Here is a 23,606-nt window from a genome sequence, read left to right on the forward strand (position 1 = left end):
GTTTGGTGCTTGTTATTTCCAGCGTTGTTCAGCCATCACCAGCAAACCCTCGAAGATCAAGTTATCCACCAGTTCGAACGGCCGTGTCATGCTGGGCACCATCTTCCAGCCAGCGCCGCCAGCCATCACGCAGGCAGGTTCCATGCTGCAGTGCAGGTACAGATGCTGGTACATGCGCTCCACGGCTCCGGCAATTGCATAAGTGCCCCCGCTGGTCAATGCATCACTGGTGTTTTTGGGGAACGGCGTCACAGACCCCGTTGGCACATGCAAGCCAGCCGTACCGCTTTCCAGCGCGCGCAGCATGATGCCGTGGCCCGGCAAGATCAATCCACCTAGAAAATTACCATGGGTATCCAGCGCATCAACGGTCACGGCTGTGCCCACCATCACCACAATCAGAGGACGCTCATTGCCACGCTGCAGGATATGGTTGCGCGCACCAATCATGGCCACCCAGCGGTCTGCTCCCAAACGCAGGGGATGGTCATAGCCATTGGTGACTCCAGCCTCTTGAAAGGACGGTACCACCCACTTGGGTTCAATATCCCATCCGACCATCAGCTCCATCTGATCGTTCACTCGGCGGCGTGCAGTCTCTCCCGCAACCACGCATCCGAGCATATGGGTTGGGGTTGGCAGCTTGCTCCACGGGCCTTCTGCCAAGCGCTCAATATGCTCCAGGAACTCTGCGCCATGGGCCAGCAAAGCGGCACCAGGGCGTGGAGCGTCATACATCGCCCACTTCAAGCGGGTGTTGCCGATATCTATGGCCAAGAATGTCATGGGCGGCATTATCAAGATTTTTTACAGTCGTATCCGTGTGCTTTGCGACACGAATACCGGTTCAGTGCACCATTTCGGCACAAATTGTCAATAAATTTGCTCGTAGGAAGTGTCTGGCCTCACACCCGAATCATTTGGTATTACATTGAGCCTTCTCCCCAACTATTTTTTCAGGAGTGAATGTATGGGCCTGTTTAGTTTCATCAAAGAAGCCGGTGAGAAGCTGTTTGGCGGCAAAGACGCGCAAGCGGAGACCCCTACAGCATCGCAAGACGATCTCAACGCGAAAGCCGCTGCAGCGATCGAGACATACATCAACACCCAGAAACTTGGTGTGAGCAACCTCAAAGTCAGCTATGACGCCAGCCAGGGCAAGGTCACTGTGACGGGTGAAGCCCCTACCCAGGCGGACAAGGAAAAAGTCACCTTGTGCTGCGGCAATGTGGCCAGCGTGACTTCGGTTGACAACCAGATGACGGTGACCAACCCCGAACCAGAAGCGCAATACCACGACGTGGTGCGCGGCGACACGCTGTCGGCCATTGCCAAGAAATACTACGGTGATGCCAACAAGTACCCGGCAATCTTTGAAGCCAACAAGCCTATGTTGTCCCATCCAGACAAGATCTACCCCGGCCAGAAGCTGCGTATCCCCGCGCTGTAATAAACTGCCGCAAAAAAGAGCTCTCAAGAGCTCTTTTTTGTATTTACTCCATCTACCGGTACTCACTTATCTTTGTAGACTTGACTGGATGAAAATCTTGCTCACAGGCGGTGCCGGCTATATCGGCTCTCATACTGCTGTCGAACTTCTCAACGCTGGGCACGAGGTTGTCATCTACGACAACTTCAGCAATAGCCGCCCCGAAGCCATTGATCGTGTTGAACAGATCACCGGGGGCAAGCTGACTTGGGTTGAAGGTGACGTTCGCGACCAAACGCTGGTCGAGAAAACCCTGAACACATACGCTATTGACAGCGTGATTCATTTCGCGGGCAAAAAAGCCGTAGGCGAATCCGTTGCACAACCCCTTGACTATTTTGACAACAACGTCAACGGCACCTTGGTGCTGCTGAGGGCCATGCAAACAGCTGGTGTCAAGAATCTGGTCTTCAGCTCATCTGCCACCGTTTACGGTTCACCCCGATACCTGCCACTGGATGAAAAGCATCCAACCTCGGTCACCAATCCCTATGGGCGCACCAAGCTTTTTGTCGAAGAAATCTTGGCCGACCTGTTCCATGCAGACCCCAGCTGGTCCATCATCGTTCTGCGCTATTTCAATCCTATTGGAGCGCACCCCAGCGGACTGATTGGCGAAGACCCCTCCGACATTCCCAACAACTTGCTGCCCTATATTGCTCAAGTAGCGGTTGGACGACGCGCAAGCATTCAGGTGTTTGGCAATGACTATCCAACCCCTGATGGCACAGGCGTGCGTGACTACATCCATGTGACGGATCTGGCTGTTGGTCACCTCAGAGCACTAGAAAAAATCCACACACTCCAGCACCCGGAACTGCTGACTATCAATCTCGGCACAGGGCGTGGTTACAGCGTCTTGGAAGTGATTCATGCCTTCGAGCAAGCCTGCGGCAAAACACTACCACACACATCGGTAGCACGTCGCCCTGGAGATATTGCAAGCTGCTATGCCAACCCAGAACATGCAAAAACCATGCTCAATTGGCAAGCTCAGCATGATTTATTCACCATGTGTGTAGATACCTGGCGCTGGCAAAGCCAAAACCCCAACGGCTACAACACCTGAAAATAAAGCGCCACAAGGCGCTTTATTTTTTTATGCTCTCTGCCCGTTCGAAAAATCTCTGAGCCAATCAATAGCTTGCATTGGGTACTTGGCAAAGCGATGACGTGCAGAGGCGCGACGTTGGCAAGCCTTAGTCATTGCCTCCAGGGCAAGCCCTGCTTGCGCCATCCGCCGATATTGCCTCGGTGCCCGTTGGCATCAGCATCACCTTCAAATCCTTCCAGAATGTTGTACGCCTCAATTCCTAGCTGTGCAGCACGGGTTGCAGCAGCTACGGAGCGAACTCCGCTACGACACAACAATACTGCCTTGCACCCCGCTGGCACGGCGGCTTTCAACTGCGTATCAAATTCAGTGTTTGGCGCCATTGCAGGCCATATTTTCCACTGCACGGCAACAGCTCCCGGCACCTGCCCCACCCAGGCACGCTCTGCATCAGTGCGCACGTCAATCAGCACCGCCTCTCCTGCCTGTACCCACTGCCATGCCAAAGGAGCAGGTATATCACCCGCATAGCCAGCAGCCGGGGTTATTTGAAGCGTTTGGTGAGTCGTCATATGCAATCCATGAAAAGAACCAGTACTGCGCAAAGTGTCTCACACGCCTTGCAGATGGACCAAGGGCATGCTTAAGGAAACCCATAGTTGCACAGTGCCGTACAACCTCGGCTGCAACAACTCATGCACCTGATGCTTCGGCGCACCAAACGAATACGTTACAACCCCCAGTCAGGAACAGGCTGCTGACGCAGCTCCGCACGCAGAGACGGATAGTCGGGGCAAGCAGAGGCAACCACTGCCCAAAAACGCGGACTGTGATCCATCACGCGAAGATGCGAAAGCTCGTGGATCACCACGTAATCCAGCACCGGCAGGCGAAAGTGCAGCAAACGCCAGTTCAGCATGATGCTGCCATCCGCCTTCGCGCTGCCCCAACGGGTACGTGCATTGGACAAGCGCAGACTTTGCCATCGCACACCCAGGTCTGGCGAAAAACGTTGCAGCCGCTGCGTAAACAGCGTGCGCGCATGGCGCAGCCACCAAGCGTTAACCAAAGCGCGGACATTCGCAGGCGTAGCGTCCACAGGTAACCTCAGGTGAAGCACCCAGCGGTTTTCAGCCACCGTAAAAAGCTCTCCACCACGCGCTGCTGCAGGATTCAGCTGCAATTGCAGTTGGCCGCCCAAGTAGGGCAGGCTCGCGCCATGACGCCACTCAACACACGGTGTTTGCAGGCTGCGGACTTCTCGCTCATTCAGCTTCGCCAAGACCCATCGCGCCTTATCCTGCAGGGCAGATTCAATATGGTTCATGCTGACGCGCAAAGGTGCACGTACTGTCAGGCCGCTGTCGCTGACTTCCAGGCCGATGCTGCGCCGGCTGCTGCGCACCAACAAATAAGCCACGCGGACAGGCCCCAAAGGGGTACTGTGCGTGGCTTGTGGATGAGAAAACGCTGGCGTATTCAAGCTTCGGGACTACGCTGTGTGATGGCCGCTGCAGGGGCTGCAGGGGCTGCAGGATATGCATCAGGATCCAAACGGTGCATTTCACTTTCGATCCAGTTTTGGACTTCCACCATCAGTTCCTCATGTTTGCGGCCCGTACTGGCAATCATGGGACCAATCGAGACATCGACCACGCCTGGAGTCTTCACAAAAGACTTTCGAGGCCAGCACTTGGCAGACGTCACGGCAATCGGCACCACAGGCACGCCCGTCATGATGGCAAGGCGCGTGGCGCCGGTCTTGTACTCACCGACTTCGCCACGTCCCACACGAGTGCCCTCCGGGAACATGATGACCCAGATACCCTGTGCCAATAGGCGCTTGCCTTGCTCTACCACCTTGTGAAAAGCACGCGAACCATGTTTGCGGTCAATATGAATCATGTCCAGACTGCCGATCGACCATCCAAAGAAAGGAATGCTGAGCAACTCTTTCTTGAAGACATAAGCCAGTGCGCGCGGCATGATGGCAGGCATCAGAAAAGTTTCGTATGTGGACTGATGCTTGCAGAGCAACACCACGCCCTGCTGACTATCAGTAGGCAGGTTTTCCATGCCTTGAACACGATATTTCACACCACAGAACCAGCCAGCGCTATCCACACTCAGCTTCAGCCAGGCGCGTGCAATCTTCCAGCGTAACGCTGGAGAGGCGCCAAACACTCGCACCAGCAAAATCAGCAAGGTGTAGGGAATAACAGTGATGCCCATCCACAGCATGTGGATCAAAGAGCGAATAAAAGACATGAAAACAGTCCTAAAAATGGGCTGGTGTTGCCCCAGAAATCTGAAAGGGCCTTGTCACGGTCTCGGAGCTGCTGGAGGCGTTTGTACATCTGGTGCCAGCGCGTCAGCCAACGCTTTCCAACTGACGTATCGAGGTACATCCTGAAAGACTCCGTTCAATGGAGCGGTTTCTCCCAGTTGTAGCCATACAACGTGCGCACCTATCGCTTCGCCAGCTTCGAGGTGCTTCGTGTCTTGCCCAACCACCCAGATCTCATCTGGCTCGGCACCATAGCGCGCTGCAATTTGCTGCAACAATCCCGGTGCGGGTTTGCGACAGCTGCAACCTTCTTCCGGTGTATGCGGGCAGAAGAAAACCGCTTCAATGCGCGCGCCCACCGCAGCCAATTCACGCTGCATTCGCAAGTGAATGGCATTGAGGTCATTCAGATCAAAACTGCCGCGCCCCAAGCCCGGCTGGTTGGTTGCCAGCGTTACATGCCAGCCACCACGATTGAGCTGCGCCACCGCATCCAGCACGCCCTCCTGAAGCACCCAATCCTTCAGCGCCACGATGGAGTCCTCACCCTCGATATTGAGGGTGCCGATACGATCCAGGATGGCAAGCTTCATAGGTCAGAGGCGATGTACGCAGCAAATTGTCCAACGAGAAAAGCGGCGCCACCAGGGTATTTATGCCCAGGCAACAACCGCTCTTGAGAGGATGCAAGCGCTTTACGCACCCATCCAGCGACGCAAGGCCACCGATGCGTTGGTGCCACCAAAGCCAAAGCTGTTGGAGAGCACGGTATTGAGCGCAGCATCACAGGTCTTGGTCACCAAAGGCATGGTACCCAAAGCTTCATCTGGAGTTTCCACATTCACCGATCCGGCAATGAATTGCTTGTCCAGCATGATCAGGCAATAGATCGCTTCTTGCACGCCTGTAGCACCCAAGGAGTGGCCCGTCAACGACTTGGTTGAAGAGAAAGGAGGCACCTTCTCTCCAAACAGCGTCTGCATGGCACGCACTTCCTGCATATCACCCACGGGGGTCGATGTGCCATGCGTGTTGATGTAGTCGATCGTCCCGTCCACGGTTTCCATGGCTTGCTTCATGCAGGCTACAGCTCCATCGCCCGAGGGCGCCACCATGTCTTCACCATCGGAAGTAGCACCGAAGCCCACAATTTCAGCCAGAATGTTGGCGCCGCGCGCCTGCGCGTGCTCCAGACTTTCCAGCACCAGAGCGCCGCCACCGCCAGCAATCACAAAACCATCGCGGTTGGCGTCATAGGCACGTGCAGCTTTTTCGGGCGTTTCGTTGTACTTGCTGGACATGGCACCCATGCCATCAAACAGCAACGACATGCCCCAGGACAGTTCTTCACCGCCTCCAGCAAACATCACATCCTGCATACCCCAGGCAATTTGCTGGGCCGCGGCGCCAATGCAATGCGCAGAAGTCGAGCACGCAGAGGTAATGGAGTAATTGATGCCCTTGACCTTGAAATTCGTGGCCAGGCACGCCGAAACAGTCGAGCTCATGCAACGCGTGACCTGATAAGGCCCCACACGGCGGATACCTTTTTCACGCAAGGTGTCAGCAGCTTCAATCTGGTTGGCTGGCGAGCCCCCACCAGAGCCCATGATCAGGCCGGTGCGCGGATGGCTCACCATCTCAGGAGTCAACCCCGCCTGGGCAATCGCGTCTTCCAAAGCGATTTGAGCAAAAGCGGCTGCATCGCCCATAAAACGCAACTGCTTGCGGTCAATACGCGCTTCAACGTCGATCTCGGGAATGCCAGCCACTTGACTGCGCATACCCAGCTCTTTGAACTGAGGCATGGCTTTGATGCCGGAGCGGCCTTCCCGCAGGGAGGTCTCCACAGTTGCCAAGTCGTTACCAATGCACGAGACAATGCCCGCACCCGTGATCACTACGCGTTTTTTCATGCCGCAGTCCCTTGACCATCACCTTCGCGCAGGAACAGACCCACGCGCAGATCGTTGGCCACATAAATTTCTTTGCCGTCTGCAAACAAACGTGCATCACCAATCGCCATATTCAGCTTGCGCTTGATCACGCGCTTGATATCGATCTCATAGCGCACCAGCTTCACATCTGGGCCGACTTCACCAGTGAACTTCACTTCTCCAGCACCCAAAGCACGGCCACGACCCGGCAATTGCAGCCAAGTCAGGTAAAAACCGATCAGCTGCCACATGGCATCCAGACCCAGGCAACCGGGCATGACAGGATCGCCTTGAAAATGGCACTTGAAGAACCACAGATCCGGGTTGACATCCAATTCAGCCACGATCTTGCCCAGGCCATGCTCTCCGCCATCTTCGGAAATATGGGTGATGCGGTCAAACATCAACATGGGTGGCAGGGGCAAACGTCCGCTATCGGGCTTAAACAACTTGCCTTCACCAGAAGCGATCAGTTGTTCATAGGAAAAAGATTCAGCCATTTTTCTAACTTGCTCCGCAGCGGCTAGGCCGCTACTTGGTTTCTCGTGTATGTAATCGCGACAGTTTATACATGTGCTGCGCACAGCCGCACATTATGAAAGTTCAGAAGAGACTTGTAGGCAGAAAGCCCCAGCAAACTTCACATAACGTATCAATCACACCTAGTTTTCTCAAATTTTCTTGCGTAACTTGGCACACCAAGCTACGACAGCTACGCAAAACATCCACAAAGGCCAAAGCCCCCATCGCGACACCCATAAAGCAAAAGGTGTCACACCATCACGCCCATGCACCTGCGCCAACAGCACGTCGCGGGTCGCGGAAGGCAAAGCTGCCGCAACAGAGCCACGGTGATCAATCACCGCTGTAGCCCCCGTATTGGTGGCGCGCAGCATGGGACGCTCAAACTCCAAGGCACGCATGCGACTGATCTGCAAATGTTGATCAATCGCGATACTGTCGCCAAACCAGGCAATATTGCTGACATTCACGAATACCGTGGGAGCTTTGGAAGCGTCCGCAAAGCGTGCCCCCAGCTCCTCACCAAACAAGTCTTCGTAGCAAATATTGGGAGCCCATCGCTCGCCGCGCCACAGCAGAGGCGCCTGCCCCACGCTGCCACGCGCAAAGTCGCCCAAGGGAATGTTCATCATACGAACAAACCAATGAAACAACGGGGGAATGAACTCACCAAAGGGCACCAAATGGTGTTTGTCGTACCTATATTCTGGCATTTCCCCAGGAATCCAGCCCACCACTGCATTGCTATAGCCCTGCACTTCATTCCCCAAAGGCATGCCAACCAGAGCCGCCGACTGGCTTTCGGGTTGCCGGTAAGGCGCCGACACCGCTTCCAGATAGCCTTTTGGCAATTGCTGTGGCAGCAGTGGCAAAGCCGTCTCAGGCAGTACCACCAGTTCGGCTTGCGGCTGCAGCAAATGCTCACCATACCATTGCAGAGCTTCTGCAATGCCGCCGCCCGGAATGAATTTTTCATCCTGCGCAATATTTCCCTGCAGCAAAGCCACGGAAACCGGTGTGCGCCCGTCTGGCTGCAAAGCCTGTTTCTGACCCAGCCAGGCTAAAGCCCAAACTATGGCTGCAGACAACACCCACATTGCCGTCCATTGGGGACGCAGCGCCAAATGCTTGGCTTGAACCATGAGCATGGACAATCCCGCCGCAATCAGACCCGTTCCGTACACACCCAACCACCTAGGCCACACTGATAAAGGTCCATCCACATGGGCGTAGCCAATCGCCCCCCAGGGAAAGCCTGTCCACAAGGTTCCACGTGCAAGTTCAGCGAATGTCCAGCACGCAGCAAACAAAAACACGGCTTGCCAGCCACGTTGTGCCCATCGCTTCCACACCCACAGCATCAGTGCATAGTAGCTACCCAGAAAAGCTGCCAGCGCCAGCACAGCCAATCCCGCCAAAGGGCCTGGCAAACCGCCGTAGGTGTGCATGGAGATAAACAGCCACCAGAATGTGGCTGCCAGCCAGGTAGTGGCAAATATGCCCCCTAACCAGGCGGCTTGTTTACAGGAGGGGGCTTTGTGAAGCCCCAGGCACAGAACGCTCAGAGAAAGTATTTGCAACCACCAAAGTGGTTGCCCGCCTACCGGCCAAGCCAGCGATGCTGCCTGCAAAGCTCCAGCCAGCGGCATGACCACCATCCAGCTCCATGGGCGAACATGGTGCACCGCACTGTTCACAACACTCATTCAGCCTTGCCTTCCAGCCACCCATCGTTCGTGCGTGTTACTTGAAACCAGCGCACTGCCCCGCCCTTGGCGTGCAAAACAGTAAAGCTCAGACCGGCTGCTTCCAAGGTTTCTCCGCGCTTGGGCAATCGCCCCATGGCATGGCTTACCCAGCCACCAATGGTGTCAAACTCGTCCAAGCCTTCTTCTTGTGGAAATACAACATTGAAAGCCTCTTCCACCCGCTCCAGAGGGGTATGCCCTGCGACTCGGTAGGTGTTATCGGCCAGGGCAAAAATGTCGCCATCTTCCTCTGGCACATCAAACTCGTCCTCAATTTCGCCGACGATTTCTTCCAGCACGTCTTCCATCGTCACCAATCCGGCCACATTGCCAAACTCATCAATCAAGATGCTCATGTGGTTGCGGTTCACGCGGAATTCACGCAACAGGTCATAAAGACCCTTGGTTTCTGGCACGTAAGTGACTGGGCGAAGCAAAGCACGCACACTCATCGTGGGAGAGCGTTGTAGCTTGAGCAAGTCTTTGGCCATCAAGATGCCGATGATGTTGTCGCGCCCTCCTTCATAGACCGGAAAGCGTGAGTGCGCAGTACGAATCACTTGCACCAGCAGTTCATCGTATGGGGCATCAATATCCAGCACATCCATGCGCGGGGCTGCAACCATGATGTCCGAGGCCGTTCGATCAGCCATGCGTATCACGCCTTCAAGCATGACACGAGCCTCGGTGCCTATGACTTCGTTGTCTTCGGCTTCAGCCAGCGTCTCAATGAGTTCATCCTTGGAATCAAGCCCCGGATGAATGAATTCGACAATTTTTTGCAGGAAGGTGCGCTTGTCTTCGCGCTCAGCATGGCGCGCAGGATGCGGGTCTGACACAGACTTTCAGTGCAGGACGTGCGGTAGTGAAGAGGACGACAAGGATAGCTGATTCCGCTGTTCAGGCAATGGGGTTAGCTTCGTAACCCCGCCTCGAGCACATTTATGGCGAGGATTTATGACGCCCTTCACGCATACCCTGCCGGATTTCCTGCACATCAGCCAGGATGGTCCAGAACTGCTTGGCCTGTTTTTTAAGCTGGTAGTCCACCTCGCCTACCTGACTGTCCCAGATTTCTGAAACCTGGCTCTCCAGGCCTGCTGCAGGCAATTGCAAATACGCTTCGGACTCGCTGCCATCGCGCTTGACCCGAGCCCCCGCATTACGTGCAATCTTGAGCATGGCTGTGTTTTCACTCAAGGCGTGAATGAACATCATCTCCACACCTTGGTTGCGAGAGCGCAACACTGCCCGAGCAAACAAGCGTGTTCCCAAACCCAGACCACGTGCGGTCTTCAACACCGACACGCCAAACTCAGCGCAGTTGCTGTGTTCGGCCAGATCCACATAGGCCACATGGGCCATCGCAATCAGATCCAGACGACGGTTGAAGATGCCAAAGATGTCATCGCGCTCAAAATCCAGATTGTCTGCATACCGTATCACCTGCTCATCGTTGGCTGCGTAACCAAACCGAAGATACCGGTCTCCCTCATCCAGCTTGAGCAAATGCGCACGAATACGGCTACGGTGCCGTGCAGACAGCTCGCGAATCGGCACCATGCTGGGCACGCTTCGCTTGGCCGAAGACCGGCGCAACCATTGCTTGCTGGCTTTCCAGGGGGAAGTAATCCAACGAAGGGGCTCAGTCATGGTCAAAGTCCTGTGCGGGAGGCAGTGCACATTGTTTCAGTCAATGCGCCACACTGCCAGAGGCTATTTACGCACTGTCCAAACCTAGGGTTTACGTTAATTTATTGCATTGCAACATAAAACCCGGAGACTCGGTGTCCGCATGGTCAAACTCGTGACATGGCTGCTGCACTACGCTGTTTTTTCGCCACATTCACTCGGCTAGAACGCCAGCAGAAATATGCCGTTAACCATAAATCCAGAATGGTGATAGGCGGTTACTGCACTTCTAGCCCTGAAGCCACAGCAAAAAACTTTTTAAGTCTCGCCCCACCCGAACAGCAATTGCCGTGTATTTACAAAGGAACTGAAGTGGTGGCCTTCACGCGGTCCAGGACAAAGCTGGTTTTGCAATCGGAGACGCTGGGGTGTTTGAGCAGTGTTTCCATGATGAAGCGGCTGTAATGCTGCATGTCTGCCACCACCACACGCAGCAGATAGTCCATCTCTCCTGTCAGCGAAGCGCACTCCACCACTTCAGGCCAGTTCTGCACGCTTTGCTTGAACGCATCCATCGGATTTCGCTTGTGGGTTTCGGAGCTTTTTTCCAGACGCACGTTCAGATATGCCGTCAGACCCAGACCCACTTTCTCGGGAGGCACCAGCGCCACATAGCGTTCGATTACACCCGCTTCTTCCAGACGCTTGACACGCCGCAGCACTGCGCTGGGCGAGAGGCCTACCTGCTCGCCAATAACGTCATAGGTTTCACGACCATTCTCTTGCAAGCGACGCAAGATGGAACGGTCCAGTTTATCGAGGGTGTGTTCTGCTGTCATGAGCAGATATTTTATGCAAGCTACAACTCATATATAAGAGTGAAGCCATGATTTATGCAAACAAACATCGATAGACGCAATTTTCTTGACACTTGGCACACCTGCTCCCGCCCAAACTCTTGCCCAGGCTTTCCTAGGAAAACCCCCCTCCCTGTTAGCCCTCGCTAGCTTCAAGAATGCCTGATGAGCAACGCATTGGCCAGTTGCCGCTATCCAGGAAAGGCGCCGAAATGAACCGCTTGTGGCTAAACAACTACCCGGCAGGAGTTCCTTACGAAATTGACCCCGCAGCGTATTCCTCGGTGGCGGATTTGCTGGAGGCTTCATTCAAAAAAAATGCCGCCCAGCCTGTCACCGTCTGCATGGACGTCTGGATGAAGTACGGCGAGCTGGACAAGCTCTCTGAACAACTTGGCGCCTGGCTGCAAAGCTTGCATCTGGAGTCCGATGCACGCGTGGCCATCATGCTGCCCAATATTCCGCAATTTGCCGTCACCATGGCTGGCGTGCTGCGTGCAGGTTATACCTGCGTCAACGTGAACCCGCTGTACACCGCGCGCGAGCTGGAACACCAACTCAGGGACTCTGGTGCCACCTGCATCGTCATTCTGGAAAATTTCGCGCACACCCTGTCTGAAGTGATTGCAAGCACACGCATTCAACACGTTTGCCTGACATCCATGGGGGATTTGCTGGGCACAGCCTATGGCGCCTGGATTACGTTTGCCGTGCGCCACCTGGCAAAAATGGTGCCCAAATATGCAATACCGCTCAACGGACGCACCGTCACGCCTTTCAAGAAAGCGCTTTCCATAGGGGCTGGTCAAAAACTGCGCAAGCCTGAACTCAACCACGACAGCATTGCTTTTCTCCAATATACGGGAGGCACTACTGGCCTGTCCAAAGGTGCAGTGCTGACACACCGCAACATCATCGCGGCCACATTACAGGCCGAGGCCTGGTTTGCGCCTGCATACGAGGGCCGCACTGACCTGCGCAAACTGCACGGCATTGCAGCGCTTCCGCTCTACCATATCTTTGCGCTGACCTTGTTGCTGCTAACCCTGCGTCAAGGCTCTAGTCTCAGCCTGATCCCCAACCCACGCGACATCCCCAAATTTGTCGAAGTGCTGCGCAAGCGGCCTTTTCACACGCTGCCTGCGGTGAACACTTTGTTCAACGCACTGCTTCAAAATGAGAAGTTCCGCGCGCTGGACTTCTCGGAGCTGGCTGTTTCGCAAGCAGGTGGCATGGCGGCATCGGAAGGCACAGCCAAACAATGGAAAAAAGTCACCGGAAAAACCATGATTGAAGGCTGGGGCATGAGCGAGACCTGTGCGATCGGCACCAACAACCCGGTGAATGCCGTGAATTTCAGCGGCACGATTGGATTGCCCTTGCCAAGCATTGATATCGCCATCAAGGACGATGAGGGCAACAATGTCCCCTTGGGCGAGACAGGCGAGATCTGCATCAAAGGCCCCAACGTCATGCGCGGCTACTACAACCAGCCCGATGAAACCGCCAAGGCATTCACCACCGACGGATTCATGCGTACCGGCGATATTGGCGTAATGGATGAACGCGGTTTCACCAGAATCATTGATCGCAAGAAAGACATGATCCTGGTCAGCGGCTTCAACGTCTTTCCGAACGAACTGGAAAACGTCATTTCACTGTGCCCAGGCGTGGTGGAATGCGCCGCCGTAGGCATCCCGGACGAGCATGCGGGCGAGGCCATCAAGGTTTTCGTCATCAAAAACGATCCCACTTTGACAGAAGAGCGTCTGATGCGCTACTGCCACGACAACCTGACGGGTTACAAACGACCGAAATACATCGAGTTCCGCGAAGAGCTGCCCAAAACCAATGTGGGAAAGATCTTGCGCCGCGAGCTGCGTAGCCAACCTTCGGCCAGCAAGGAAACCGCGATCCACTGACTATGAGCGTCTCTCACACAGCGCCGGGCCTGTGGCCCGGTATGTTATTTCTCGAGCGTGGCTGGCTGTCCGCCAACAATGTGGTGTTTGTGGATGGGGACTGCGCCACCATTGTCGACACAGGCTACTGCGCCCATGCCACACAGACACTGGCCTTACTGCAAGCCACCATTGGCACACGCTCCCTCGGGCGCATTCTGAACACCCATTTGCACAGCGACCACTGCGGTGGCAACGCCTTGCTGCAAGCTACATGGCCTGACGTTCAGACCTGGATTGCACCAGGCCAGGCGCAGCATGTTCACGATTGGAACCCCGAAGCGCTCAGTTACATCCCGACCGGCCAGGATTGCCCCCGCTTTCAAGCCACGCAGCTGCTACGCCCCGGAACGGAGATGGTACTGGGGCAGCATGAATGGCAGATACACGCCGCGCCTGGGCATGATCCGCATTCCATCATCCTGTTCGAGCCGCAACGGCGCATTCTTATTTCTGCCGATGCGCTCTGGGAAAACGGTTTTGGCGTGGTTTTCCCAGAAATTGAAGGTCAAGAGGCCTTCGCTGAAGTGGCTGCCACCCTGGATGTGATTGAGGCACTGCAACCAACCTTGGTACTCCCCGGCCACGGCCCTATGTTCAGCGATGTGCAAGCCGCACTCACGGTTGCGCGCCAGCGTTTGCGCAACTTCGTGCAGCAGCCTGTACGCCACGCGCGCTACGCAGCCAAAGTGCTGCTCAAGTACAAACTACTGGAGTGGCAGCAATTGCCGCTGCAGGACGTCAAAAACTGGAGCCAGCAAACGCCTTATCTAAGCATGTTGCACACTCAGTATTTTGCCGATAAAGCTTTCCAGGAATGGCTGCAAGCTCTCGTCCAGGAACTGGTCGCCAGCGGCGCAGCATCAGTGGAGCATAAAGACGGCACGCCTGTGCTGTGCAACCGCTGAATGTGACTTGGATGCACTGTCCCTCAAGGTAAGTCGCGGTTGTACTCGGCAGTGGTCACCTTGGGACCCACGGTACCCAGGCGGGCTTTGAGGGATTGGGGCTGCCCCGTAATCAAGGCTGCATAGTTGGTAGTGTTGGACAGCACCTTTTTGACGTAATCACGCGTTTCCGTAAAAGGCACGTTTTCCGCCCATATCGCACCATCGAGCACCGGCCCATTGCGCCAGTTGCGTGGTCGGCCTGGCCCGGCGTTGTAGCCCGCTGCAGCCATGGCCATGGAACCATCGAAGTCATCCAGTGCCAGCTTCAGATAGGAGGTGCCGATCACGATGTTCACGTCCCGGTCATTGATCATGCTGGGCTTGAAATCCGTCATGCCAATTTTCTTGGCAGTCCATCGAGCCGTAGCGGGCATTACCTGCATCAGACCTGATGCCCCGACGTGAGAGCGTGCGTCCATGATGAAGCGGCTCTCCTGGCGGATCAGTCCATACACATAGGCTGGATCCAGACCAATGCTGTTGGATTGCGCAATCACCGCATCATGAAATGGCATGGGGAAGCGCTGGCTCCAGTTGATCACATCACGGGTACGCTCGCTGGTGTTGATGCACCGGTCCCAGATTTGCTGTTTGCACGCCAAGTCTGCTGCAGCCAGCAACTCCCGGTCATTCATGCCCCCAGGGCTGTGCAATGCCACGGCGTAATTCCATTCACGCACACCTTCACTGCGCAATCCCATATTGATCGCATAGATGGCACGCTGCAAGCTGGGGTTGTTCGCGGCAGCCGCTTGCTCCTGGGGCGTCGGCGGTTGTGGCTCCGCAGGCATGGAAACCACCTGCCCCAGATCTTCCAGCGCGAGCTTTTCGTAGAAGCCCTTCACACTGGCAATGCTCTGCAACAAACGCTGTGCTTCGGCCTGATCGGCATCACTGACGCGACGGTCATTGAGCAAGGCACGCGCCTTCCAATACACCCAGGTACTGTCCGCCTGCATGGATGGAGGCATGGCATCAATCGTTTTGCGTACCGCGCTCCAGTTACCCGCGCGCAAATTGGCGCGAACCATCCACTCCTGTGCTTCTTCAGACATGCGCGAGGATTTGCCTGCATTGGCAAAGTAGGCCGGCGCATCATTGGACAGGCGGCGTGCGCTGACCTTGCCAATCACGCCCCAGACCCAATCCCGCTCCTCTGCACGCAACTGGCTGTTCCAGCGCGACTCCATCAAGCTGGCCGCTTGCAGCGGATCATTGCTGGCCAGACGAATCAGCGCCAGCGCCGCCAGTTCACGACGAGTTTCACCACGCACCTTGCTGGTGCCCGACAAATATTTCACAGGAGAGGCAAACACCTCTGCCACATGCTGCAAGGCATCCGGCGCCACAATGCCCACCGCACGCCGTGTCGCAGTCTGGCGATTGAGTTCCGCTGACAAGCGGGCACGCTTCCACACATCGTTGTCATCGATTTGCTGGATCGCATACAGCTCACTGGCTGCATGCGTGCACCCGTCATCCGCATCACGCTGTCCATGCCAAAGGCGCACCACTTCCTGCGCTGCACTCTCAGGTTGGCGGCGCTCTATGGTCTGCACGGCCAGGTCGTAGCAACGCACCTCCTTGTCATCGTTCATGCGATAGCCCGGCAAGAGGCGCTGGAATTCCGACCATTCCCGCCGTTGTCCCAGCAATAGCAGCCAGTCGTTTCGCAAGCGGTCCTCATGATAGGTGCCACGCCAGCGTTGTAAAAAAGCATCGACCTCAGAGGCGTCCGCTGTGTTCAGACGCGCCTTCAACTCCCAATATGCAGCCCAGGGTTCCAACGGATGGCCCGCAGCCTGAGGCAAAAGCATAGAAAGCCGTGCTTTGTCGCCTTTGCGGGCGGCTTCCTGCATCTGCAGCAAAACATTGTCGCCCGCTGTTTGGGCGCTTGCCCATGAAGCAGGGACACTTAAAAAAGCTGCCGCGCAAAGCGGTGTCAAAATCTTGTGCAATTGCATGGGGGAATTATGTGATGGACAAAACGGCTCTTCGACGGACTTTGGTACAGCAACGCCTGAATATGGCTGACCGCCTACAGCGGGCAGATGATTTACAACGCGTGATGCGCATCTGGCTGGTGGATCGCCCGGACCAGGTCATCGGTGCCTACTGGCCGATCAAAGGTGAGTTTGATCCCTTGCCCGTATTGCACCGCTGGAAAGAGGACGGCGAATTACTGGATAAACCCCAGCGCCGTCGCATCGGCCTGCCTGTGATCGACAAGGTCACCAAAACCATGCGTTTTCACGCTTGGCACCCTGGTTGCCCCATGGAGGAAGACGCCTACGGCATCCCCAAGCCCAAAGACACTGAGGTGCTTACCCCGACTTTACTATTTGTGCCCTGTGTGGGCTACGCCCCGGGCGGATACCGCCTGGGTTATGGGGGTGGTTTTTATGACCGCACGCTGGCCGAGCTCAGGCCCAGCCCTTTCACTGTAGGCCTTGGATTCACCCAAGGTTTTATCGAGGATTTCCTGCCAGAGCCCCATGACTTGCCATTAGATGCCATCCTCAACGACAACGGCGTCGTTTGGCCGGTTTGATTGTTTGTATGCCTGTTCGCAAAAAGAAATCTGTTCCCCAGCGCCTGATTCAGCAGCGCCCACCGCTCACTCCCATGCATGAGCCGCTCAACCGCGCTGAGGTACAGCGCCTGCAAGCCCATATGCGCAAGCACGGCCCACGCAGCCTGACGCCGCGCCAGCACGACGCCGTCTGGGACTTTTTATTTGATGTACCCGAAAGCCAGGCATGGCTGGCTGACATGGCGACACAAACCCAGGCAGCGCAAGCAGGTTTGCGCCCCCGGGCCAAGACACAAGCATGAGTACTGGGCTCACAAAGAGCTGAAAACAAAACGGCCTGCGCTACTTTTCCAGCAAGGAGACTGCGATGTTGCAACTGTATATCGGTAACAAAAACTACTCCTCCTGGTCAATGCGACCCTGGGTGGCCATGCGCCAGCTTGATATTCCATTTAAGGAAATTCTGGTGCGCTTCGACGGCTTCGGCCCCTCGTCCCAGTTCAAGCAGACCATGCTGGCCCTCACGCCCACGGGCAATGTGCCGCTGCTGGTACATGACGGTCTGGCCATCTGGGACACTTTGGCCATTGCCGAATACCTGGCAGAAGAATTCCCTGACGCGGGCATCTGGCCCCGCGCCTTTGCAGACCGAGCCCGGGCACGCAGCATCTGCGCTGAAATGCACAGCGGCTTTGCTGCGCTGCGCCGCCATTGCCCCATGAATATTGAAGCAGCCCTGCCAGAGATCGGTGCCCGAATATGGAGTGAGCAAGCGGGCGTGCGTGCCGATGTGCAGCGCCTGAGCGCCATGTGGACCACCTTGCTGCAAAGCCATGGCGGACCGATGTTGTTTGGTCATTTCAGCATGGCCGATGCCTTTTTTGCGCCCGTATGCATGCGCTTGCACAACTATGCGCTGCCTGTGACGCCTGCTGTCGAGGCCTATATCGAACGTGTGCTTGCCCTGCCTGCGGTACAGGCCTGGATCACTGACGCTCTGGCCGAGCATGACTTTGTGCAGGAAGACGAACCGTACCGCACGCAGCGATGATGCAGGCAACGTAAGAGTTGCTGCATCAGCCAGAAAGCATCAAGCTGGCAAGGCCTGACTTGCTCTCCAATGCTTCCATCCATTGGCTCGCAACGCACACGCCGGACAGTTGCCACAGCCATAGCCCCAGTCGTGCAACACGTCCCTTGTGCCCTGGTAGCAGGTATGGGTGTCGTTGACGATCAGCTCCACCAGCGGCTCTCCACCCAAGTCTTGCGCCATCTGCCAAGTCTGCGCCTTGTCTATCCACATCAGCGGCGTGGCAATGCGCAAGCGCCGTTCCAGCCCCAGATTCAAGGCCAGCTGCATGGCCTTCATGGTGTCATCGCGACAATCCGGATAGCCTGAAAAATCGGTTTCACACACGCCCGTCACAATCACCTGAATGCCACGGCGATAGGCCAGCGCACCTGCCACCGTCAAGAACATCAGATTGCGGCCTGGCACAAAAGTGTTGGGCAATCCGTCGGCCTGCATGGCAAACGCGACCTCGTCGGTCAAAGAAGAGCCACCAATTTCCTGGAGCACATCCAGCGAAAGCACATGGTCCTCACCCAGCTTGTGTGCCCATTGGGGGAAGCTTGCACGGATTTTTTCAAGAACCTGCAGGCGTGCCTGCATTTCCACGCTATGGCGTTGACCGTAGTTGAAGCCCAAGGTTTCCACACGCTCGTACCGGGACAGAGCGTGGGCCAGACAAGTGGTGGAGTCTTGTCCACCCGAAAACATGACAAGCGCAGAGGTATGCATGGATCGAAATTACAGCACAGCTCCAGGCCACAGTTGCTGCAGCCACTGCCCAGACCTCATCGCAGCGCCACTTATTTGTACTGTTTGCGCAAGAATGGCTTGTGACGCGCAATATGCTCCAGCTGTGCTGGGGCCAAGGACCCACCGAGGTCTTCATCTTCAATATTGAGCACATCGTTGGCGTAGTTCAGCGCGCGCTTGACCACATCTTCCTCGCTCACGCCATGCTTGGCCGCCAAGTCCATGGCAGCCCGGCGCATGGCTCGCTGGCCTAGCATCCACATTGCGGCGTACGCGTCCCAGGCAGCCGCATTTTTCTTCAGTTGCTCATGCTCGGCCAGGATGTCTTTCAGGGGCTTGGCCAGAATTTCCTGCATCTCCTTCATCTGAGCCTGCATGGCCTCGAACTGCGCTTCGCGCTCCAGGGCCGCTGCAGCTGCCTTGGCCTGGGCATCCGGTGCCTGCGGCACGGGCACACTGCCATCTGGGTTGAGTTGGGCAATGGTCAAGTCTGAAAGCATCGACATACAACATGCATCCATAGCAAGAAGAGAGCAGCGACTCTATCAACAAAACTTGCCCTTTTCACGCATCGAAAAACTTGCCCGGCTAAGCCCGCCTACACTTGCAGGCATGAAGATTTACAAGGTTGGCGGCGCGGTACGCGATCGCTTGTTGCAGCGCCCTGTTCATGACACCGACTGGGTGGTGGTGGGCGCGACCCCCGACGAAATGACGGCGCAGGGCTACACCCCTGTGGGCCGCGACTTTCCCGTTTTCCTGCACCCCAAAACACATGAAGAATATGCGCTGGCCCGCACCGAGCGCAAAAGTGGCATGGGATATCGCGGTTTTGTGGTGCACACCTCGCCAGACGTCACACTGGAAGAAGACTTGGCGCGCCGTGACCTGACCATCAACGCCATGGCAGCTCCGGCAGACTGGACCGGCACCGAAGCCGTGATTGACCCCTACCACGGCCAGGCAGATCTGCAGGCCAAAGTGCTGCGCCATGTCACCGATGCCTTCCGCGAAGACCCCGTGCGCATCTTGCGTGTGGCGCGCTTTGCCGCGCGCTTTGAAGACTTCAGCGTGCATCCAGACACGCTTGCGCTGATGCGCGAAATGGTGGAGGCTGGCGAGGTTGACCATCTGGTGCCAGAGCGTGTATGGCAGGAAATCAGCCGCGGGCTGATGGAAGGCAAGCCTTCGCGCATGTTCGAGGTACTGCGCACCTGCGGCGCTTTGAAAGCGCTGCTGCCCGAGCTGGACCGCCTCTGGGGAGTGCCTCAACGGCCCGAATACCATCCAGAGGTCGACAGCGGCGTGCACGCCATGCTGGTGCTGGATATGGCTGCACGGTTGCAAGCCCCTCTCACCGTGCGTTTTGCCTGCCTGTGTCATGACTTTGGCAAAGGCACCACACCCAGGGATATGCTGCCCCGCCACATTGGCCATGAACAGCGCAGCGCTCGCTTGCTCAAGGAGGTGTGCGAGCGCTGGCGTGTTCCCAACGACTGCAAGGAGCTTGCCGATTTGGTGGCCCGAGAGCACGGCAATATTCACCGCAGTCAAGACCTCAACGCAGCGGCTTTGATGCGCCTGTACGAGCGCTGCGATGCCATCCGCAAGCCTGAGCGCTTTGCGCATGCCCTATGTGCCTGCGAATGTGATGCGCGTGGACGCACGGGTTTCGAAGAGCGCCCCTACCCCCAGCGTGAACGGCTATGGAGCGGCTTGCAGGCCGCGCTCACTGTGGATACGGCAAGCGCCGCCAAAAAGGCCACAGAGCAAGGGCTCAAAGGCAAAGCCATTGGCGATGCGGTCACCGCCGTGCGCGTCGCGGCCGTGCAGCAGTGGCTGCAGGCCTGAAACAAGAATATTGAGATAACTCACCGACCTTCAAGGGAATTCCAGCAAGGACAAACATCACAAGGCGTAGGAACATAGGGCAGTCCGTTCCCTGTCCAACCCTTTTCAGGAGTGATGCGATGCCTTACGTTCTTCCCGGCCAAACTGGAGCCCTGCACCAATACCAGACCAAGTACGACCACTACATTGGAGGTCAGTGGGTTGCTCCCACCAATGGTGAGTACTTCGATGTCACCACACCCATCAACGGCAGCGTCTACACCCAGGCGGCACGCGGCACCGCCGCCGATATCGAAAAGGCGCTGGATGCCGCCCACGCTGCTGCCGATGCCTGGGGGCAGACCTCGCCCACCGAGCGCAGCGCAATATTGCTGCAGATCGCCGACCGCATTGATGCCAACCGGGAATTGCTGGCCTATGTGGAAACCATTGACAACGGCAAAGCCATTCGCGAGACCCTGGCCGCAGACATTCCGCTGTCTGCCGACCACTTCCGCTACTTCGCCGGCGCCATTCGCACCCAGGAAGGCGGTATCAGCCAGATCGACAACGACACTGTGGCCTACCATTTTCACGAGCCACTGGGCGTGGTCGGGCAAATCATTCCTTGGAATTTTCCCATCTTGATGGCGGCCTGGAAGCTGGCTCCTGCTCTGGCGGCTGGCAATTGCGTGGTACTCAAACCGGCCGAGCAAACGCCCATCAGCATTTTGGTGCTGGCTGGCTTGATTGGCGACTTGCTGCCACCTGGGGTGCTCAACATCGTCAACGGGTTTGGCCGCGAAGCCGGCATGCCGCTGGCACAAAGCAAACGCATCGCCAAGATTGCCTTCACCGGCTCCACCAGTACCGGCCGTGTGATTGCACAGGCTGCAGCCAACAGCCTGATACCGGCCACCCTGGAGCTGGGCGGCAAGTCCCCCAACATCTTCTTCGCAGATGTGATGGACAAGGACGACAGCTTCCTCGACAAGGCCATTGAGGGTCTGGTGCTGTTTGCCTTCAATCAGGGCGAAGTCTGCACCTGCCCCAGCCGGGCACTGATCCATGCCTCCATCTATGACAGATTCATGGAACGTGTCTTGCAGCGGGTGGCCGCCATCAAGCACGGTGACCCGCTGGACCCGAACTCCATGATGGGGGCGCAAGCCAGCAAGGAGCAGCTGACCAAAATCCTGTCGTATCTGGATCTGGGCAAGCAAGAAGGCGCACAGGTGTTGATCGGGGGCGCACAGGCCCAGCTGGGCGGCGCCCTGGATGGCGGTTATTACGTGCAGCCCACCATCTTCAAAGGCCACAACAAGATGCGCATCTTCCAGGAAGAAATCTTTGGCCCGGTACTGGCCGTCACCACGTTCCAAACTGAAGCCGAAGCACTGGAGATTGCCAACGACACGCTCTATGGCTTGGGCGCTGGCGTGTGGAGCCGCAATGGCAACGTAGCCTACCGCATGGGCCGTGGCATCAAAGCCGGACGCGTGTGGACCAACTGCTACCACCACTATCCGGCACACGCGGCGTTTGGTGGCTACAAGGAATCAGGTGTGGGACGCGAAAACCACAAGATGATGCTCAATCACTACCAACAAACCAAGAACCTGTTGGTCAGCTACTCCGAATCCAAACTCGGATTCTTCTAAGCGGTTGAAGGAGAGCGCCGAATGCAGCCTTGCCTACGGTGCTCTCAAAGTGTTGAAAAGAACTTTTCAGCTCACCCCATTGCTGCGCACACACAGCACTTCATGTCTCGATACAAAGGAGCACCCCATGGTTGATCGCGTCATTGCCACGCCAGCTACTTTGGCCTTGATTGAGGTGCTCAAGGCCAAGTACGGGCCGCATCTGTTCTTTCACCAATCAGGGGGCTGCTGCGACAACAGCGCCGCCAACTGCTATATCGAAGGCGAACTAACGATCGGTCCAGGCGATGTCAAGCTTGGTGACATCGGCGGGTTGCCGTTTTATATGAGCACCTCACAATTTGAATACTGGAAGCACACCCAGCTCATCATCGATGTGATTGACGGCCACGGGGGAGGCACCCTCTCCCTGGAGGGCCCAGAAGGCAAAGCCTTTCTCACGCGCTCGCGCGTTTTTACCGACGAAGAGCTGGCCTTGCTCAATCGCGAAGAGACTGCACGCCGCATGTCTTAGGCTCTCGGCAAGCGCTAGCATGGTGCCCCCACACGCAGGAATGCACCATGATTTTTCTGAACCATGCCGCCAACGGACTGATGCCCAACAGCACCGTGCAGGCGATCACCGACTATCTGCACGCCGAGCAGCAACGCAGCCCCCATCTGGCAGAGTTGGATGCTGCACCGCAGTTGCAACAGCTCTACCCTTTGCTGGCTGAACTACTGGGCAGTCAACCCCAGGACATTGCATTGACCAGCGGCAACAGCCATGGCTGGACAGCGGTTGTCGGCGCCATGCCCTGGCAGGCTGGAGATAAGGTGCTGATTGCGCCCGGTGAATGGGGCGGCAATGTGAGCATGCTGCAGCATCTGCAAAGCCGCCATGGCATCAGCGTGCAGACAATGCCATGCTTGGCAGATGGCAGTCTGGATCTGCCCACGCTCGAGCTGCTGCTGCAAACCGACCAGCAGATCAAATTGCTGGCGCTGACTTGGGTGCCCGCCAACGGTGCCATCATCTACTCTGCCGAAGCAGTGGGTGCATTGTGCAGCCAGTACAAGGTGACATTTGTTGTGGATGCAGCCCAGGCGCTGGGCCATTTTCCCGTTGATGTGCAGCGCTTGCAGTGTGACGCGCTCACCGCACCAGGGCGCAAATGGATCAATGCTCCACGCGGCACCGGCTTGCTCTATGTGCACCCTCGTTTATTGCCCAAGCTGCAACCCTTGGTGGTCGACCACCAGTCCCGCCCGATCACTGCAGAAGGTGCGCAGCTGCGCTCAGACGCACGTCGGTTTGAGCTGTCGGAAAGCGCCATCTCACTC

At 56.6% G+C, this 23,606-nt stretch carries 24 protein-coding genes and 1 pseudogene; 11 read left to right on the top strand and 14 right to left on the bottom strand.

Translation table 11 applies throughout. The features are described from left to right. Positions 1–12 precede the first annotated feature (12 nt). Positions 13–786, bottom strand: coding sequence for a type III pantothenate kinase (locus QEP11_RS16930; RefSeq protein ID WP_284337826.1), 774 nt, complete (start codon positions 784–786; stop codon positions 13–15). A 184-nt stretch (positions 787–970) separates the two neighbouring features. On the opposite strand from QEP11_RS16930, the gene lysM reads away from it, so the two are divergent. Both lysM and galE read left to right on the top strand, forming a co-directional pair. Next, positions 971–1,450, top strand: coding sequence for a peptidoglycan-binding protein LysM (gene lysM, locus QEP11_RS16935; RefSeq protein WP_284337827.1), 480 nt, complete (start codon positions 971–973; stop codon positions 1,448–1,450). Positions 1,451–1,538: 88 nt separating this feature from the next. Then, entirely contained in the window at positions 1,539–2,558 is a 1,020-nt protein-coding gene (galE, locus tag QEP11_RS16940; RefSeq protein ID WP_284337828.1) for a UDP-glucose 4-epimerase GalE, read from the top strand. A 134-nt stretch (positions 2,559–2,692) separates the two neighbouring features. Here the strand turns inward: galE and QEP11_RS16945 are convergent, their stop codons facing one another. The 10 genes from QEP11_RS16945 to QEP11_RS16990 form a co-directional block, all read right to left on the bottom strand. Next, on the bottom strand, positions 2,693–3,115 hold the full coding sequence (locus QEP11_RS16945) for a rhodanese-like domain-containing protein (protein ID WP_284337829.1): 423 nt from the start codon (positions 3,113–3,115) through the stop codon (positions 2,693–2,695). A 158-nt stretch (positions 3,116–3,273) separates the two neighbouring features. Next, positions 3,274–3,963, bottom strand: coding sequence for a M48 family metallopeptidase (locus QEP11_RS16950; protein ID WP_284337830.1), 690 nt, complete (start codon positions 3,961–3,963; stop codon positions 3,274–3,276). A 59-nt stretch (positions 3,964–4,022) separates the two neighbouring features. Beyond that, positions 4,023–4,811: a lysophospholipid acyltransferase family protein gene (locus tag QEP11_RS16955; RefSeq protein ID WP_284337831.1), complete on the bottom strand. Its 789-nt coding sequence runs from the start codon at positions 4,809–4,811 to the stop codon at positions 4,023–4,025. A gap of 54 nt (positions 4,812–4,865) precedes the next feature. After that, positions 4,866–5,423 (bottom strand): D-glycero-alpha-D-manno-heptose-1,7-bisphosphate 7-phosphatase, encoded by a 558-nt coding sequence (locus QEP11_RS16960; protein ID WP_284337832.1) that lies wholly within the window; start codon positions 5,421–5,423, stop codon positions 4,866–4,868. Between the two features lie 102 nt (positions 5,424–5,525). Beyond that, positions 5,526–6,746 carry a beta-ketoacyl-ACP synthase I gene (fabB, locus tag QEP11_RS16965; protein WP_284337833.1) on the bottom strand — a complete coding sequence of 407 codons (1,221 nt, stop codon included), beginning with the start codon at positions 6,744–6,746 and terminating at the stop codon, positions 5,526–5,528. After that, entirely contained in the window at positions 6,743–7,267 is a 525-nt protein-coding gene (gene fabA / locus QEP11_RS16970; protein WP_284337834.1) for a bifunctional 3-hydroxydecanoyl-ACP dehydratase/trans-2-decenoyl-ACP isomerase, read from the bottom strand. The genes fabB and fabA overlap by 4 nt, the downstream gene beginning before the upstream one ends. A 171-nt stretch (positions 7,268–7,438) precedes the next feature. Continuing rightward, entirely contained in the window at positions 7,439–8,995 is a 1,557-nt protein-coding gene (lnt, locus tag QEP11_RS16975; RefSeq protein ID WP_284337835.1) for an apolipoprotein N-acyltransferase, read from the bottom strand. Further along, positions 8,992–9,876 carry an HlyC/CorC family transporter gene (locus tag QEP11_RS16980; RefSeq protein ID WP_284337836.1) on the bottom strand — a complete coding sequence of 295 codons (885 nt, stop codon included), beginning with the start codon at positions 9,874–9,876 and terminating at the stop codon, positions 8,992–8,994. The genes lnt and QEP11_RS16980 overlap by 4 nt, the downstream gene beginning before the upstream one ends. Positions 9,877–9,979: 103 nt before the next feature. Next, positions 9,980–10,690: a GNAT family N-acetyltransferase gene (locus tag QEP11_RS16985; RefSeq protein ID WP_284337837.1), complete on the bottom strand. Its 711-nt coding sequence runs from the start codon at positions 10,688–10,690 to the stop codon at positions 9,980–9,982. A 335-nt stretch (positions 10,691–11,025) separates the two neighbouring features. Further along, positions 11,026–11,508, bottom strand: a complete 483-nt coding sequence (locus tag QEP11_RS16990; RefSeq protein ID WP_284337838.1) for an Lrp/AsnC family transcriptional regulator — start codon at positions 11,506–11,508, stop codon at positions 11,026–11,028. Between the two features lie 230 nt (positions 11,509–11,738). Between QEP11_RS16990 and QEP11_RS16995 the strand changes: the two genes are divergently transcribed. Together QEP11_RS16995 and QEP11_RS17000 are read left to right on the top strand one after the other, a co-directional pair. Beyond that, the gene (locus QEP11_RS16995; protein ID WP_284337839.1) at positions 11,739–13,448 is read left to right on the top strand and encodes an AMP-binding protein; all 1,710 of its coding nucleotides are present in this window, start codon (positions 11,739–11,741) and stop codon (positions 13,446–13,448) included. Positions 13,449–13,450: 2 nt separating this feature from the next. Then, on the top strand, positions 13,451–14,395 hold the full coding sequence (locus tag QEP11_RS17000) for an MBL fold metallo-hydrolase (RefSeq protein ID WP_284337840.1): 945 nt from the start codon (positions 13,451–13,453) through the stop codon (positions 14,393–14,395). Positions 14,396–14,418: 23 nt separating this feature from the next. Here QEP11_RS17000 and QEP11_RS17005 read toward each other — a convergent pair whose 3' ends face one another. Continuing rightward, on the bottom strand, positions 14,419–16,401 hold the full coding sequence (locus tag QEP11_RS17005) for a lytic transglycosylase domain-containing protein (protein ID WP_284337841.1): 1,983 nt from the start codon (positions 16,399–16,401) through the stop codon (positions 14,419–14,421). A 14-nt stretch (positions 16,402–16,415) separates the two neighbouring features. On the opposite strand from QEP11_RS17005, the gene QEP11_RS17010 reads away from it, so the two are divergent. The 3 genes from QEP11_RS17010 (at position 16,416) to QEP11_RS17020 (ending at position 18,021) form a co-directional block, all read left to right on the top strand. After that, positions 16,416–16,988, top strand: coding sequence for a 5-formyltetrahydrofolate cyclo-ligase (locus QEP11_RS17010; RefSeq protein ID WP_284337842.1), 573 nt, complete (start codon positions 16,416–16,418; stop codon positions 16,986–16,988). Positions 16,989–16,996: 8 nt separating this feature from the next. Further along, positions 16,997–17,272 carry a hypothetical protein gene (locus QEP11_RS17015; protein ID WP_284337843.1) on the top strand — a complete coding sequence of 92 codons (276 nt, stop codon included), beginning with the start codon at positions 16,997–16,999 and terminating at the stop codon, positions 17,270–17,272. 65 nt (positions 17,273–17,337) lie between these two features. Beyond that, positions 17,338–18,021, top strand: a complete 684-nt coding sequence (locus QEP11_RS17020) for a glutathione S-transferase family protein (protein ID WP_284337844.1) — start codon at positions 17,338–17,340, stop codon at positions 18,019–18,021. A 39-nt stretch (positions 18,022–18,060) separates the two neighbouring features. Here QEP11_RS17020 and queC read toward each other — a convergent pair whose 3' ends face one another. Together queC and QEP11_RS17030 are read right to left on the bottom strand one after the other, a co-directional pair. Continuing rightward, positions 18,061–18,771 carry a 7-cyano-7-deazaguanine synthase QueC gene (gene queC, locus QEP11_RS17025; RefSeq protein ID WP_284337845.1) on the bottom strand — a complete coding sequence of 237 codons (711 nt, stop codon included), beginning with the start codon at positions 18,769–18,771 and terminating at the stop codon, positions 18,061–18,063. Positions 18,772–18,842: 71 nt separating this feature from the next. After that, entirely contained in the window at positions 18,843–19,298 is a 456-nt protein-coding gene (locus QEP11_RS17030) for a hypothetical protein (protein WP_284337846.1), read from the bottom strand. Positions 19,299–19,404: 106 nt separating this feature from the next. On the opposite strand from QEP11_RS17030, the gene QEP11_RS17035 reads away from it, so the two are divergent. From QEP11_RS17035 to QEP11_RS17050, 4 genes and pseudogenes are all read left to right on the top strand, one after another. Further along, positions 19,405–20,643 carry a multifunctional CCA addition/repair protein gene (locus QEP11_RS17035; RefSeq protein WP_284337847.1) on the top strand — a complete coding sequence of 413 codons (1,239 nt, stop codon included), beginning with the start codon at positions 19,405–19,407 and terminating at the stop codon, positions 20,641–20,643. 119 nt (positions 20,644–20,762) lie between these two features. After that, a complete protein-coding gene (gene exaC, locus QEP11_RS17040; RefSeq protein ID WP_284337848.1) occupies positions 20,763–22,283 on the top strand; it encodes an acetaldehyde dehydrogenase ExaC in 1,521 nt (506 codons plus the stop codon). Between the two features lie 127 nt (positions 22,284–22,410). Further along, positions 22,411–22,797: a DUF779 domain-containing protein gene (locus QEP11_RS17045; protein ID WP_284337849.1), complete on the top strand. Its 387-nt coding sequence runs from the start codon at positions 22,411–22,413 to the stop codon at positions 22,795–22,797. Between the two features lie 47 nt (positions 22,798–22,844). Further along, positions 22,845–23,567 (top strand): annotated as a pseudogene (locus QEP11_RS17050) (aminotransferase class V-fold PLP-dependent enzyme); the annotation flags it as partial. Between the last annotated feature and the right edge of the window lie 39 nt (positions 23,568–23,606).

Origin of the sequence: Comamonas halotolerans (assembly GCF_030162935.1) — a bacterium.
GTDB lineage: Bacteria > Pseudomonadota > Gammaproteobacteria > Burkholderiales > Burkholderiaceae_C > Comamonas > Comamonas halotolerans.